Here is a 13083-nt window from a genome sequence, read left to right as displayed (position 1 = left end):
TACCCGGGTCAGCGCAGGCGCGCGACCTTCTCCGGGGACAACGCCTCGTCCCACGTGGTGAGTTCGTCGAGGTCGCCGCGCAGGCTCGCCTTCTCCGTCCCGATGGACCGCAGCGGCAGCGGGATCGACGCCGCGACGGACCCGACCCGCCGCCCGTCGGCGTACAAGGTGGTGTGCCCCGGAGTCGTCACCCACGTCAGCCGCGTCCAGCGATCGAGCGGCAGCGTGTGCGCGAAACTGAAGTCGGCCGCGCCGTACCGCGTGAAACCCACCTTCCCGGTGCCGTGCTGCATCAGTTTCAGCGCACCCGCCTTGGAGCTGAGCAGCACCTGATCCCCGGTCCTGGCCGTCGGGCGGACCCGCACCGACACCGTCCACGGTTCGGCGACGTCGAGACCGCCGAAGCCCACGCCGTCCCGGTCGGAGTCGAAGCGCCACGCCCGGCCACGCTCGCCGTCCACCGGTGTGGGGTTGTTGATGATGTACGAGGTGCCGGAGAGGCCGCCCGCCACGTCCTCGGCCAGGATCGTGTTGCCGGGACTGCCCGCGTACGTCCAGCCGCTGGGGTACGACGCCTCGTCGAACGTCCAGTGGTGGCTTGGCCGGCCCTCGACCCTGGGCGGCAGGGGCGCGGGCGTCGTGCCCGGCGGATCGCCGATGCGGGCGGCGCGGGCCCTGAAGCCGGCGAGCGTGTCCGGTGTCGCGGACTTGTTCCAGGCGCGGTCGGCGAGGATCGCGCGGGCGCCCGCCATGCTCTGCTCGAAGTAGCCGTCGTCGGCCCAGAAGTTGTAGTCGGCCCAGTTGGTGACCCCGGAGCCGAGCATGTCGGGATCGGTGTTCGGCGCCCAGCTGTCGTACATCCAGGGCTCGTCCGGGTACAGGTGGTGGTAGTTGTTCGGGGTGTCGTAGAACGGGCCGATGGCGATCTCGTCATGGCCGGCGATCTCCGGTTCGGCGCCCGTGCCCTCCCAGGTGAGGAAGACGACGGGGTCGTGGACCTTCTGCTGGGGCGCGGTCAGGTGTTCGGAGCCGTTGTAGACGGCCGTGCGCTTGCCGTGTGAAGTGACCACGTCATCCAGGGTGTTGATGTAGCGGTTCAGGAGGTCGCCGAGCGTCGACACGTCGGGTGCGGACGCCAGATGGTCCTTCACGCGCGGGCACTCGGCGAGCTGCCCGGGGACCTCCTCCGCGCCGATCGAGAACAGCGGCGCGTCGAACCAGCCCGCGAACTCGTCGACGATCGCCTTCGACTTCGCGATCGCCTTGTCGCTGGTCATGTCGATGATCCAGTCGGGCGTGAGGTGGGAGTGGGTGTGCTCGCCCGTGCACGCGCCGGGCCCGGAGCCGAAGCCGATACCGAAGGCGTCGCTGATCACCGTGGCGTGCCCGGGGAGTTCGAGGCCGGGCATCAGCTGGACGTGATGGCGGGCCGCGAAGGCCTTCAGGTGTTCGATGTCGGCGCGGCTGTAGCTGTGGTCGGGGTCGGCGAGGCCGGGGAACTTCGGGCTGTAGAGGCGGAATCCCTCGGACTCGGAGAGGTGCAGGAAGAGGGTGTTGAGCTTCTGGTCGCCCATCCTGCGGATCAGGTTCTCCAGGTAGGAGATCTTCCAGTACTTGCGGCCCGCGTCGAGGTGCACCATGCGGACGGACTGCGCGGGGCGGTCGGTGGAGCGGGCGCGGGGCACGGCGCGGTGGTCGTCGGCCGTGGAGCGCAGGAGCTGGAGGAGCGTGCGGGTGCCGTAGTAGAGGCCGTGGGTGGACGCGGCCTCGATGCGGATCGGGCCCGCGCTGTCGAAGCCGTAGCCCTCGGCGCCGAGGTTTTCCTTGGCGAGGTTTGGCTTGACGAGGCTTCCCTTGGCGGTGAGCCGGAGGGTGATGTCCCCGGCTGCCGGGCGGCCCGTGTGCGGGGCGATCCGGGGCGTGATGCCGGTGACCTGCTTGATCTCCGTACGGAGCTGGTCGGCGAGCTGGCGTACTGACTGGTGCGCGGGGCCCGGGAATTCACTGCGGCCCGAGGGGAGCGCGGTGGTGGATCCGGCGCGCGGGTCGATCAGGATGCGGGTGCGCTCGGTGAGCTTCGAACGGCCGCCGAGTGCGGTCCAGTCGGTGGGGCGGGGGACCACGGACGGTATGTCGGACTCTGTGGCGGCTGGGGCTGCGTCCGTGGCTGCGGTGGCTGCTGTGGCGGTCGGCAACGATAGACCTCCTATGAATAGGCCGAGGATGAGTGATATCACCGGGATGGTGCGACGCACGTGAGTCCTCCCGCGGCTTGGCGATCCGGTGGGACCGTAGCCGTGGGGTACCGGTGTGGCAAGGGGAGTTGCAGGGGCGGGTGAGGTGGGGTGGGTCGCACGAAGCGGGCGTACGGGAAAGGGGGAAGCCCTCGCGTGGGGGCGCGAGGGTTTCCAGGGGGTGGCTCATAGGTCGGATGGGTCGGGTGGCTGGCTTCCTGGTGGGCGGATTGGTGGCGGCAGGGGCTCAGGCCGCCATCGGCAGGTCCCCCGACCCGTACGCAGGGTCCACGCCGAGGTCCGTGAGGGCGGCCCGCGCCGCCCTGCGGCCCGAGTGCAGGGCGCCCTGCACCGTGCTGGTGTCCCGGTGGTCGCCGCACACGTAGAGCCCCGAGAGCAGTCGTACGGGGCGGCGCAGATCGTGCGGGGGCGCCATCGCGGGCACCGCCTCGCGGGTGTGGTGGACCGCGAGGGATTCCCAGCGCGAGGTCGACGTGCCGTACAGATCGGCGAGATGGGCGAGGACGGCCCGCTCGTCCGGCGGCGGGCCGAGGACCGTCGAGGAGATGAGCGTCCGGCCCACGGGCGCGCGCGACGGGTCGACGTGGCTGATCACGGCCGTGTGCGCGACCGGGCCCGAACGGTCGGCGTCGAGCAGCAGTGCGGGCTCGGCGAGCGGCGCGTCGGGCGCCGCGTGGTGCAGCACCGTCACCTGGTGGAAGGACGGCACGCGCAGGCCGGGCAGCAGTTCGGCGGCGGCACGGGCATCGGTGGCCAACAGGACGGCGCGACAGCGCACTTCGCCGTGTTCCGCGGTGCTGACGGAGGTCGTGGAGACGGCGGTGACGCGCACGCCGGTACGGACCGTCCCCGGTGGCAGCGCCGCCGAAAGGAGCTCGGGCAGTACCTCGGCGCCGCCCTCGGGCAGGCAGAGCCGCCCGCGCGCGAAGGAGTGCAGGGCGAGGTCGGCGCACCGGCTCGACGTCGACAGGTCCGGGTCGCAGAGGAGCGCCGAGAGCAGCGGGCGCACGAAGCCGGTGACGGTGCGCGCGGGCAGGCCGCGGGCGAAGAGGGACTCCGACGCGGGGAGTTCGGGGCGGGCGAGGAGGCGCTTCGGGTCCGTCGCCGCGAGCCTGGCGAGTGCCGCGCCGAGGCGGGCCTGGTCGAGTGGGCCGCCGAGGGGAGCGGCGCGGGGTGTGGTGCGCAGCGCGGTGCGTGCCGTTCGCGAACCCCTGGGGGCGCTCGCCAGGGCGCGTGCGGCGGTGAGTGCGCCCCTTGCGCGCCGGGGGCTCGTGGGCTCGACGGCGCGGTGGTGCCTGCCGTCGCTGTGCACCAGGACGCCGGGTACGAAGGGCCGCAGTACGAGTGCGTCGAGCCCCGGCGTGCGACGCAGTTCGGGATACGACGTGGTGAGCAGCTGCCCGATCCTGTCGAGCCGGAACCCGTCCACCTTCTCCGTCGACATGCGCCCGCCGACGTAAGGGGCGGCTTCCAGGACGACGGTCGTTACACCGGCCCTGGTCAGCTGGTGGGCGGCCGACAGACCCGCGACCCCCGCTCCCACGATGACGACATCCGCATGGTGCGCAGGAACTGGCACGTGCCCCTCCCCGAGGTTGCGCGGCTGCTGGGGACGTCATGCCCTCAACAGGGCTTCGGAATCACCGAGTTCCGCACGAGGGTAGGAGCATGGACGGTCGGTGGCAGTCGCGCATCGACCGGGCACGGTCGCACGCCGGTCGCACACCGATCGCAGAAGCGAAGAAGACGATCGAGGGGGGCGTGCTGTTCCCGCCGAGCGCGCCGCGCGGCCTCCTACCGAAGCGCCGCGCGGATCGTCTCCTCGATGCCCGGGAACGCGAACGAGAAGCCCGACTCCAGGAGCCGGGTCGGCAGGACCCGCTGGCTGCCGAGCACGTCACCGGCCAGCTCGCCGAGCACGACGCGCAGCGCGGGAGCGGGCGCCGTGAAGAGCGTGGGCCGGTGCAGCACCCGCCCCATCGCGGCCGTCACCTCGCGGTTGGTCAACGGATCGGGCGCCGTCAGATTGACCGGACCCGCCAGCGTCTCCGTGTCGAGCAGGTGCCGCAGCGCGGCCACCGCGTCGTGCAGCGAGATGTAGCTCCAGTACTGCCTGCCGTCACCGAGGCGCCCGCCGAGCCCCGCCTTGAAGAGCGGGAACATCCGCTGCCAGGCCCCGCCCTCGCGCGCCACCACCAGGCCGTTGCGCGAGAAGACCGTACGGATGCCCGCAGCGTGCGCCGCGGCGGCCGCACCCTCCCACTCCACGCACAGGGACGGCAGGAAGCCCTCTCCGGAAGGGGCGCTCTCGTCCACCGCGCGCTGACCGGTGTCTCCGTAGTAGCCGATCGCACTCGCGCACAGGAACACCCGGGGCGGCTCGTCCAGGGCGGCCGCCGCCTCTGCGAGCGCCGTGGTGCCGAGCACCCTGCTGTCGCGGATCTCCCGCTTGTAGGCGTCCGTCCAGCGGTGGTCACCGATCCCGGCTCCCGCCAGATTCACCAGCGCGTCGCAGCCCGCGAGCCCAGCCGTGTCGACGTACCCCTTCTTGGGGTCCCATCGCACCTCGTACTTCGTACGAGGTGCCCGGCGCACCAGCCGCACCACCTCGTGGCCGTCATCGGAGAGTGAGCGTGTCAGCGCCGTTCCGATGAGGCCGGACGCACCGGCCACGGCGATACGGGACCGCCGCGAGGACGGGGCTGACTGTGCGGGCTCGGTGGGCTCCATGAAGCCATCCTGCCCCGGAAACCCGCCGGAAGGCGTCATGTGCCCGTCGTACAGTGACGCCCATGCCGGACACGCACATACGGACCGCCCTGCCGGACGACGAAGAAGCCCTCGGCCGCATCGACCGCGCCACCTGGTCGACCCTGCACGCGGTACAGCCCGCACCGCAGCGGCCCTACCCGCCGTTCTTCAGCGAACGCTTCGGGCCGCGCGACCACTTGGTCGCCGAGCTGCACGGCGTGGTCGTCGGCTACCTACGGATCGGCTACCCCACCGCCCTCCTCGCCAACGCCCACGTGCGCCAGATCCTGGGCTTCGCCGTCGCGGACGAGGCGCGGGGCAGGGGAGTAGGCCGCGGTCTCGTCAGGGCCGCGGTGGAGGAGGCCCGCCGACAGGGCGCGCGGCGCGTCACGCTGCGGGTGCTCGGCCACAACACTCCGGCCCGCACGCTCTACGCCTCCGAGGGCTTCGTGGTCGAGGGGGTGCTGCCGGGCGAGTTCTTCCTCGACGGCGCGTACGTGGACGACGTGCTGATGGGGCGCGTGCTCTGACATCCCGAGGCCTGCCGCTCCCGGGGCCCGCCTTGACCGGCCCCGGGGCACCACCCGACGGACCGGCCCGGCGTGCGGTGGGCACGCGCGCGTAGGAGCGTGGGGAGGCCGACCGGAAGGAGCGAACCGATGTTCAGGGTCGCTGCTGCCAGCCGGCGGGACCGCGAGGAGCCCGGCTGGCTGCGCGGCGCGCCGCCGCCCCATTGGGTGCGCTGGCCCCCGCCCGTGCTCCTGGTCGTGATCTGCGTCATCCAGCTGTCCACTCCGGAGACGGTCGACCTCAGCTTCCTGCTCGCCGCCGTGCCGCCGCTGGCCGCGCTGGCGTACGCCGCCTCCGCCACGGCCCTCTTCGGCGCCACCGTGGTGCTGCTGCTCTATCTGCCGGGGTTCGGGCTCGGACGCCCCGGAGAGAGCGATGTGCTGACGGTCGCCTTCGTGGCGGTGCTGAGCGTCGTGTTCGCCTGGGTGCGCAGCCGGCGCGACACCCAGCTCGTGACCGTCCGCACCGTCGCGGAGGCCGCCCAGTTCGCCGTTCTGCCGCCGTTGCCGGAGCGCGTGGGCCCGGTGCGGTGCGCGGGCCTCTACCGCGCGGCCCAGGGCGGGACGCTGGTCGGCGGGGACCTCTTCGATGTGCGCAAGGGGCCCAGTGGCGTCATGGCGCTGGTCGGTGACGTGCAGGGGCATGGGCTCGCGGCCGTCGGCACGGTCGCCGCGCTGCTCGGTGCCTTCCGCGAGGCGGTGCTCGACCAGCCCGACCTGGAGGGGGTCGCCGCCCGGCTCGACCGGCGCCTGGTGGTCGACTCCGAAGAGGCCGAGCACGCCGAGCTCTTCGCCACCGCCGTGCTCCTCGAATTCCGCCGCGACGCCCCTGAGCTGCGGATCCTTTCCTGCGGCCACCCGCCACCGCTGCTCTTGCGCGGCGGGTCCGTCGAGGAGCTCGATGTGGCGCCGGGTGCCCCGCTCGGCCTGGGGATCGCGGGTCTCGCGCCGCCCGAAGAGGTGACCGTGGGTCTGAAGCCCGGCGACCGGCTGCTCGCGGTGACCGACGGGGTGACCGAGGCGCGCGACGGCGCCGGCGCCTTCTACCCGCTGGCCGAGCGCCTCTCGGTGCTCTGCGCCGACCTGCGGGACGACCCGGCGGCACTGACGTCCGCGGTCTGGAGGGACCTGGTGCGGTTCTCCGGAGGGGTCGGGGACGACGTGGCCCTGCTGGCGTTCTCGCCGGATCTGGGGCAGGACCTGGGGCCGGAGCTCTAGGCGGGGGTGTCGGCGGGCTGCAGCCCCGGCGCAGGGCCGTCGGGCCTCAGGAGCCGTCGCCCTGCCGGGTGGCCAGGAGCCGCAGCCCGCCCGTCAGTTCGCGCAGGCAGCGCACCGCCAGGACGGCGGGGGAGCCGGGCCCCTCGGTGGGCGCGTCCCCGGCCGCCCAGGTCTCCAGGGCCAGGCGGATGGCGTCGGTGGCGGCCGCGGCCGCCATACGTACGTCGAGTGCGTCGGCGTCGTCCCCGGCCAGGCGGGCGAGTACGGGCACGAGCTGCTCCTCGGACTCCTGGTTCACGCGGTACCAGACGGCGCGCAGCGCCGGGTCGTCCTGCGCGGCGCGCAGCAGGCCGCGGGTCCACTCCAGGGACTCGGCCGCGCGGTCGTCCGCCGCGGTCAACGCGTCCGCGATGGACCGCTCCAGGGCTGTCGGCATCCCCGCGGCCGGGTCGAGGCCCGCCAGATGGGCCCGCCATTCGGCGGCGCCACCCGCGAGGAGCGGTGCGACCGCGTCCTGCTTGTTGCGGAAGTACCGATAGAAGGTGCGCAGCGCCACTCCGGCCCGGCCCGCGATCTCCTCGGCCGTGGTGCCGTCCGGGCCGCGCTCGGCGAAGAGCTCGGCCGCGGCGCGGGCGATGTCGAGCTGCGTGGCGGCTTTACGGCGCTCGGTCAGCGAGGCCTGAGCCGGTGGCAGTGGCTGCGAGGGCGACGAGGGCTGCGACGGGTGGGTGCTCACCCTCGCAGCCTACGCGCGATTCTCACCCTGATACATGAATTGTCGCCATGGCAAAACGTGCCAGAGAGGCGTACATTGAAATCAGATCGGGAAGGCCGGGTCCATGGGCGGATCCGGGAGCCCGGAGTTGATCGGAGGCATTTCATGAACCGGTACGCAGGCCGTCGCGCACTCATCACCGGCGGTGGTTCGGGCATCGGGCAGGCCACCGTCCTCCGGATCCTCGAGGAGGGCGGCAGGGTCGTCGCCGCCGATGTCAGCGAGGCGGGTCTGAAGGACACCGCCGAGAAGGCGGGCGCCGCGGCCGACCGCCTCACCACCCTCGTGGTCGACATCTCGGACGAGACCTCGGTGCGCGCGGGCGTCTCTGCCGCCGTCACCGCGCTCGGCGGCCTGGACGTGCTGGTGAACGCGGCGGGCGTGCTCCGTTCCTCGCACACGCACGAGACCAGCCTGGACTCCTTCAACCGCGTCATCCAGATCAACCTGGTGGGCACGTTCCTGGTGATCCGCGAAGCGATCCCGGCGCTGCTCGACGGCGAAGACGCCGCCGTCATCAACTTCAGCTCCACCTCGGCGATGTTCGCCCATCCGTACATGGCGGCGTACGCGGCGAGCAAGGGCGGCGTCCAGTCCATGACCCACGCGCTGGCCAGTGAGTACGGCAAGCAGGGAATCCGCTTCAACTCCGTTCAGCCCGGCTCCATATCCAGCGGCATGACCGACGGCAGCGGCGCCAGCAAGCAGAGCGTGGGCCCCGGCCTGCCCGAGGATGCCGACATGAGCCTGTTCACGAAGCTGGCCCCGGCCATCGGCCAGGGCTTCGCGGGACCGGAGTCCGTGGCCTCGGTCGTCGCCCTGCTCGGCTCACAGGACGGCAAGTTCATCACCGGCACCGAGGTCCGGGTCGACGGCGGCACCCACTTCTGACGGAGCGGCACACACCCACTTCCGCCAGCGGATTCGACATTCGACAGAGGAGAGCGGCATGAGTGACGCGGGCCAGACCCTTGCGGGCGAGACCTTCGCGGGCAAGGTCGTCGTCATCACCGGTGCGTCCGCCGGCATCGGATCCGGGTTCGCCCGGCACGCGGCGGAGCTCGGCATGAGGCTGGTCCTCGCCGACATAGCCGCCGAGCGCCTCACGGCCCTGGCCGAGGAGCTGCGCGCCTCGGGGGCCGAGGTCGAGCCGGTCGTGACGGACGTGTCCGACCCGTTCTCCGTCGACGCCCTCGCGGACCGGGCGTACGACCGCTTCGGCGCGGTCGACATGCTGATCAACAATGCCGGGATCATGGCGATGGGCTACTCCTGGGAGATCCCCGCCGAGCGCTGGGACGCCGCCCTGCGCATCAACATCGGTGGCTATGTGAACGGCATACGTTCCTTCGTGCCGCGCCTGCTCGAGCAGTCCACGCGGAGCTGGGTGCTCAATGTGTCCTCGGTCGGCGGACTGCTGCCGAGCCCGCTGATGGCGCCGTACAGCGTCACCAAGTTCGGGACGCTCGCACTCACCGAATCCCTCGCCTACGAACTGCAGATGAAGCAGGCGCCCGTGCAGGTCTCGGTCGTGCTGCCGGACTCGGTCAAGAGCGAGATATTCAGGGCCGCGCGGCCGGGGGACGGCACACCGCCGGAGATAGCGGGGTTCAACGAACAGCTCCAGCAGCGCGCCGACACCCAGGGGATCACTCCGGAGGAACACGCCCGCCGTGTCTTCGAGCAGGCCGCGGAGGGGCGCTACTGGATCACTCCGCAGCCCGAGATGATCGACGCGGCACTCCAGCCACGCACCGACATGATCCTTTCCCGCACGAATCCGGGGCTGGACCTGGGCGGGGTCTGAGGGTCTCAGGGGCTCCATTGTTCACCCGCCGCTCAGCAGGGCTCATCGACGGTTGCCAGCAGTCGTCAGCGGTCTTCAGCGTCCGTTCGCGTTCATTCGAATGGCGGAGTGTGGATCGCGGGCGGTTGGGGTCGGCCGGAGAGTCGGACCATGCGTCTCTTCCGTGGGATGTCCGCGGCGCGCGTGCCGACGGCGGTGCGTGCGGTGCTGGGCTGCGTGCCCGGGGTCGCGGCCGTGGCGCTTCTGCTGCTGTGTGCGCTGTTCGTGGGGCCAGGAGTGGCAGGCGCGTCGGGATCGGCGGGTGACGGCCCGGTGGCGGTCGCCGGGCTCGGGGAGCGGACGAGCGTGACCGGGCGGTATGCGCAGATGCCGGCGGCCGCGGCGCCGGTGCGCAGGGCGGTGGGGCACCCGGCGGCGCAGCCTCGTGTGGTGCCGCGCGCACAGTGGCTGGACGGTGAGGCGGGGGAGTCGCCGCCGGCCCGGTATGCCGACCGGGTCCGGGCGGTGTTCGTGCACCACACGGACACACCGAACGGCTACGACTGCGCCGATGCCCCGCGCACCATCCGCTATCTGTACGCAGGCCAGACCGAGGGGAGGCAGTGGGACGACATCGGATACAACTTCCTCGTCGACCGGTGCGGGACCGTCTACGAAGGGCGTGCGGGCGGCATCGAGAGAGCGGTCGTCGGGGCGCACACGCAGGGCTTCAACAAGGGGTCGGTGGGGATAGCGGCGATCGGGACGTTCACGGCGGGGGTTCCTGTGCCCCGGGCGATGACCGATGCCGTGGCGGCGCTGGTCGCGTGGAAGCTCGGGCTCGCGGACGTGGACCCGCGTTCCATGGTGCGGCTGGTCTCCTCGAACAGCCTCAGCAGGTACCCGGCTGGGGCGACCGAGTCGTTCAGCGCGGTGTCCGGGCACAACGACGGTTACTCCACGTCCTGCCCGGGTGCGGCACTGACGGCCGCGCTCCCCGAGATCAGGGAGACGGCCGCACGGCTGCAGAGCCGGTAGGGGCCCGCTGATGACGGCCCGGTCGTCGAAGGCTCAGTCTTTGAAGCTCAGTCGATCTCGCCGAAACGTTCCCACAGCTTCGGGTAGCGCTGGGCCATCGCGGTCTCGTCCTCGAAGTCGAGGGGGGTGCCCAGGGGCTCCCCGGGGGCCGGGGCGATGCCGAGGTCGGGGGTGACGACGCCGGTGAGCTGTTCGTACGCCTCGTCCGCCGCGTAGCCGAGCTCTTCTCCGTCACCGTCGATGTCCTCGTCGAAGTCGTCGAGGAGATCCGCGAGCGAGTCCGGGTCGTGCAGGGCTCCCTCGAAGACCTCGCGGCCCTGGCCGATCAGCCAGCAGCGGAAGTAGTCGAAGGCGTCGTCACTTGCGCCGCCGAGGAGGACCCAGGAAGCTCCCCACAGATCCCAGCGGTACGCACGGTTGTAGCGCGCCTCGAAGTGACGGGCGAAGTCGAGCACCATGTCCGGCTCGAGCTCCAGCAGCTTCTCGGTGAGCAGGTCCGCGTGGTCCTCGGGGTCGCCCTCGGCGGCCACGCGGGTGCGGTCCACGATCTCCCAGAACTCCGTCTCGTCCATCACGGGACAAGCATCGGTCCTGAGGGGTGGGTACGCACGTGGAGTGCGGCGGATGCGGCTGTCTCGTTATGCGTGCACATGCCCATGGAAAACCCGACAGCAGGTGTCGCCATTGGGTGGCAGCCTCGAAGACATGGACAGTACTGACAGCACGCGCGCACTTTCGCACCCGCTGGCCGGGAAGGTCGCCCTCGTCGCCGGCGCCACCCGCGGTGCGGGCCGGGCCATGGCCGTGGAGCTCGGCCGCGCCGGAGCCACCGTGTACGCCACGGGCCGTACGACCCGTGAGCACACCAGCGAGGTCGGCCGCAGCACGGAGACCATCGAGGAGACGGCGGAGCTGATCACCGCCGCGGGCCGGGAGGCGGGCGGACCCGGCACCGGGACCGCCGTGCCCACCGATCATCTGGAGCCCGAGCAGGTCGAGGCGCTCGTCGAGCGGATCGACCGGGAGCAGGGCCGCCTGGACATCCTGGTCAACGACATCTGGGGCGGCGACGTCCACGTCGAGTGGGACAAGAAGATGTGGGAGCACGACCTCGACAAGGGGCTGCGTCTGATGCGCCTCGGCATCGAGACCCACATCGTCACCAGCCGGTACGCGCTGCCGCTGCTCATCAAGAACCCCGGCGGTCTGGTCGTCGAAGTCACCGACGGCACCGAGGAGTACAACGGCCCCAACTACCGCAAGCCCTTCTACTACGACCTCGCCAAAGCCGCCCCGCTGCGGATGGCGCGCGGCCTGGCCGAGGAGCTCAAGGAGTACGGCTGCACGGCGCTCTGTCTGACCCCCGGCTGGCTGCGCTCGGAGTTCATGCTCGACACGGCGTTCAGCGTGACCGAGGAGAACTGGCGGGACGGCTGCGAGCAGAACCCGCACTTCGCGATCTCCGAGACCCCGGCCTTCGTAGGCCGGGCCCTGGTCGCGCTCGCCTCGGACCCCGAAGTGGCCCGCTGGAACGGCACATCGCTCTCCAGCGGCGGTCTGGCCCCTGAGTACGGCTTCACGGACGTGGACGGTTCGGCGCCGGACGCCTGGCGCTACATCGCGGAGGTCGAACAGACGGGCAAGACCGCGGACGTCACGGGCTACCGCTAGTCACCTCCCGTCCGTCGGGCTGACGGCATCATGGGGCCATGCGCGCTGCACGCCTCATCAAGATGGTGCTTCTGCTCCAGGCCCGCCCCTCCATGACCGCCGCCGAGCTCGCGGCCGAGCTCGAAGTGTCCGAGCGGACCATCACGCGGGACGCCCAGGCCCTTTCGGAGGCGGGCGTCCCGGTGTACGCGGACCGGGGGCGGGCCGGCGGCTATCGCCTCATCGGCGGCTACCGCACCCGGCTCACCGGCCTCGGCCGCAGCGAGGCCGAGGCCCTGTTCCTCTCCGGAGTGCCGGGCGCGCTGCGCGAGATGGGTCTCGACGACGCGGCATCGGCGGCCCGTCTGAAGGTGTCGGCGGCGCTGATGCCCTCGCTCCGGGACGCCTCGCAGAACGCCTCGCAGCGGTTCCACCTGGACGCGCCGGGCTGGTTCCAGGAGACACCGGCCCCCGAGCTGCTGCCCCCGCTGGCGGACGCCGTGTGGGACGACCGGCGCGTCACCACGCGCTACCGCCGCCAGGACACCGAGGTGGAACGGGAGTTGGAGCCCTACGGCCTCGTGCTCAAGGCCGGGGTCTGGTATCTGTGCGCGCGGGTGCCCGACTCGGGGTCGTTCCGGGTGTACCGCATCGACCGGTTCACCGCGATCGCCGCCGAAGAGGACCGCTTCGTACGCGACGAGGAGTTCGATCTGCCGGGCTTCTGGGAGGAACGGGCCGCGCAGTTCGCGCGGGCGATCCTGCGCTCCCAGGTCGTACTCCGGGTCTCGGAGGCGGGCGTACGACAGCTTCCGTACGCCACCGATTCCGTCTCCGTGCGCGAGGCACTGGAGGCGGCGAGCGCCCCGGACGACGAGGGCTGGGTGACGCTGACCCTCCCGGTGGAGAACGAGACGGTCGCCTACACCCAGCTCATGTCACTGGGCCCGGAGGTGGAGGTCCTGGAGCCGACGGCCCTGAGGGAACGATTCGCAAAGGCGGCGGCCCACATGGCCAGCCGTTACGAATAGGCCTCCGAAC

12 protein-coding genes are annotated in these 13083 nt (G+C 71.7%); 7 read left to right on the top strand and 5 right to left on the bottom strand.

The features are described from left to right. Positions 1–8: 8 nt before the first annotated feature. From AB0E78_RS02380 to AB0E78_RS02370, 3 genes are all read right to left on the bottom strand, one after another. Positions 9–2123 (bottom strand): family 20 glycosylhydrolase, encoded by a 2115-nt coding sequence (locus AB0E78_RS02380; protein ID WP_361827123.1) that lies wholly within the window; start codon positions 2121–2123, stop codon positions 9–11. Positions 2124–2481: 358 nt separating this feature from the next. Next, positions 2482–3834: an NAD(P)/FAD-dependent oxidoreductase gene (locus tag AB0E78_RS02375; RefSeq protein ID WP_361827120.1), complete on the bottom strand. Its 1353-nt coding sequence runs from the start codon at positions 3832–3834 to the stop codon at positions 2482–2484. A 215-nt stretch (positions 3835–4049) separates the two neighbouring features. Beyond that, positions 4050–4985 carry a TIGR01777 family oxidoreductase gene (locus AB0E78_RS02370; RefSeq protein ID WP_361827118.1) on the bottom strand — a complete coding sequence of 312 codons (936 nt, stop codon included), beginning with the start codon at positions 4983–4985 and terminating at the stop codon, positions 4050–4052. 62 nt (positions 4986–5047) lie between these two features. On the opposite strand from AB0E78_RS02370, the gene AB0E78_RS02365 reads away from it, so the two are divergent. Both AB0E78_RS02365 and AB0E78_RS02360 read left to right on the top strand, forming a co-directional pair. After that, the gene (locus tag AB0E78_RS02365; protein WP_361827116.1) at positions 5048–5536 is read left to right on the top strand and encodes a GNAT family N-acetyltransferase; all 489 of its coding nucleotides are present in this window, start codon (positions 5048–5050) and stop codon (positions 5534–5536) included. A 129-nt stretch (positions 5537–5665) separates the two neighbouring features. Beyond that, entirely contained in the window at positions 5666–6793 is a 1128-nt protein-coding gene (locus AB0E78_RS02360; RefSeq protein WP_361827114.1) for a PP2C family protein-serine/threonine phosphatase, read from the top strand. 46 nt (positions 6794–6839) lie between these two features. On the opposite strand, the gene AB0E78_RS02355 is transcribed toward AB0E78_RS02360, so the two are convergent. Beyond that, positions 6840–7529, bottom strand: coding sequence for a TetR family transcriptional regulator (locus tag AB0E78_RS02355; RefSeq protein ID WP_361827112.1), 690 nt, complete (start codon positions 7527–7529; stop codon positions 6840–6842). 144 nt (positions 7530–7673) lie between these two features. Here AB0E78_RS02355 and AB0E78_RS02350 point away from each other — a divergent pair, with 144 nt between their 5' ends. The 3 genes from AB0E78_RS02350 (at position 7674) to AB0E78_RS02340 (ending at position 10392) form a co-directional block, all read left to right on the top strand. After that, a complete protein-coding gene (locus AB0E78_RS02350) occupies positions 7674–8459 on the top strand; it encodes an SDR family NAD(P)-dependent oxidoreductase (protein ID WP_361827109.1) in 786 nt (261 codons plus the stop codon). A 58-nt stretch (positions 8460–8517) separates the two neighbouring features. Further along, positions 8518–9375 (top strand): SDR family NAD(P)-dependent oxidoreductase, encoded by an 858-nt coding sequence (locus AB0E78_RS02345; RefSeq protein WP_361827106.1) that lies wholly within the window; start codon positions 8518–8520, stop codon positions 9373–9375. A 150-nt stretch (positions 9376–9525) separates the two neighbouring features. After that, positions 9526–10392: a peptidoglycan recognition protein gene (locus tag AB0E78_RS02340; protein WP_361827103.1), complete on the top strand. Its 867-nt coding sequence runs from the start codon at positions 9526–9528 to the stop codon at positions 10390–10392. Between the two features lie 47 nt (positions 10393–10439). On the opposite strand, the gene AB0E78_RS02335 is transcribed toward AB0E78_RS02340, so the two are convergent. Then, positions 10440–10964: a DUF4240 domain-containing protein gene (locus AB0E78_RS02335; RefSeq protein WP_361828475.1), complete on the bottom strand. Its 525-nt coding sequence runs from the start codon at positions 10962–10964 to the stop codon at positions 10440–10442. A gap of 133 nt (positions 10965–11097) precedes the next feature. Here AB0E78_RS02335 and AB0E78_RS02330 point away from each other — a divergent pair, with 133 nt between their 5' ends. Both AB0E78_RS02330 and AB0E78_RS02325 read left to right on the top strand, forming a co-directional pair. Further along, a complete protein-coding gene (locus AB0E78_RS02330; RefSeq protein WP_361827101.1) occupies positions 11098–12063 on the top strand; it encodes an SDR family oxidoreductase in 966 nt (321 codons plus the stop codon). A gap of 38 nt (positions 12064–12101) precedes the next feature. Further along, on the top strand, positions 12102–13073 hold the full coding sequence (locus AB0E78_RS02325; RefSeq protein WP_361827098.1) for a YafY family protein: 972 nt from the start codon (positions 12102–12104) through the stop codon (positions 13071–13073). Positions 13074–13083: the final 10 nt, after the last annotated feature.

Source organism: Streptomyces sp. NPDC032198, assembly GCF_040636975.1.
Classification (GTDB): Bacteria; Actinomycetota; Actinomycetes; order Streptomycetales; family Streptomycetaceae; genus Streptomyces.
This window is presented reverse-complemented; position numbering and strand designations above follow the sequence as displayed.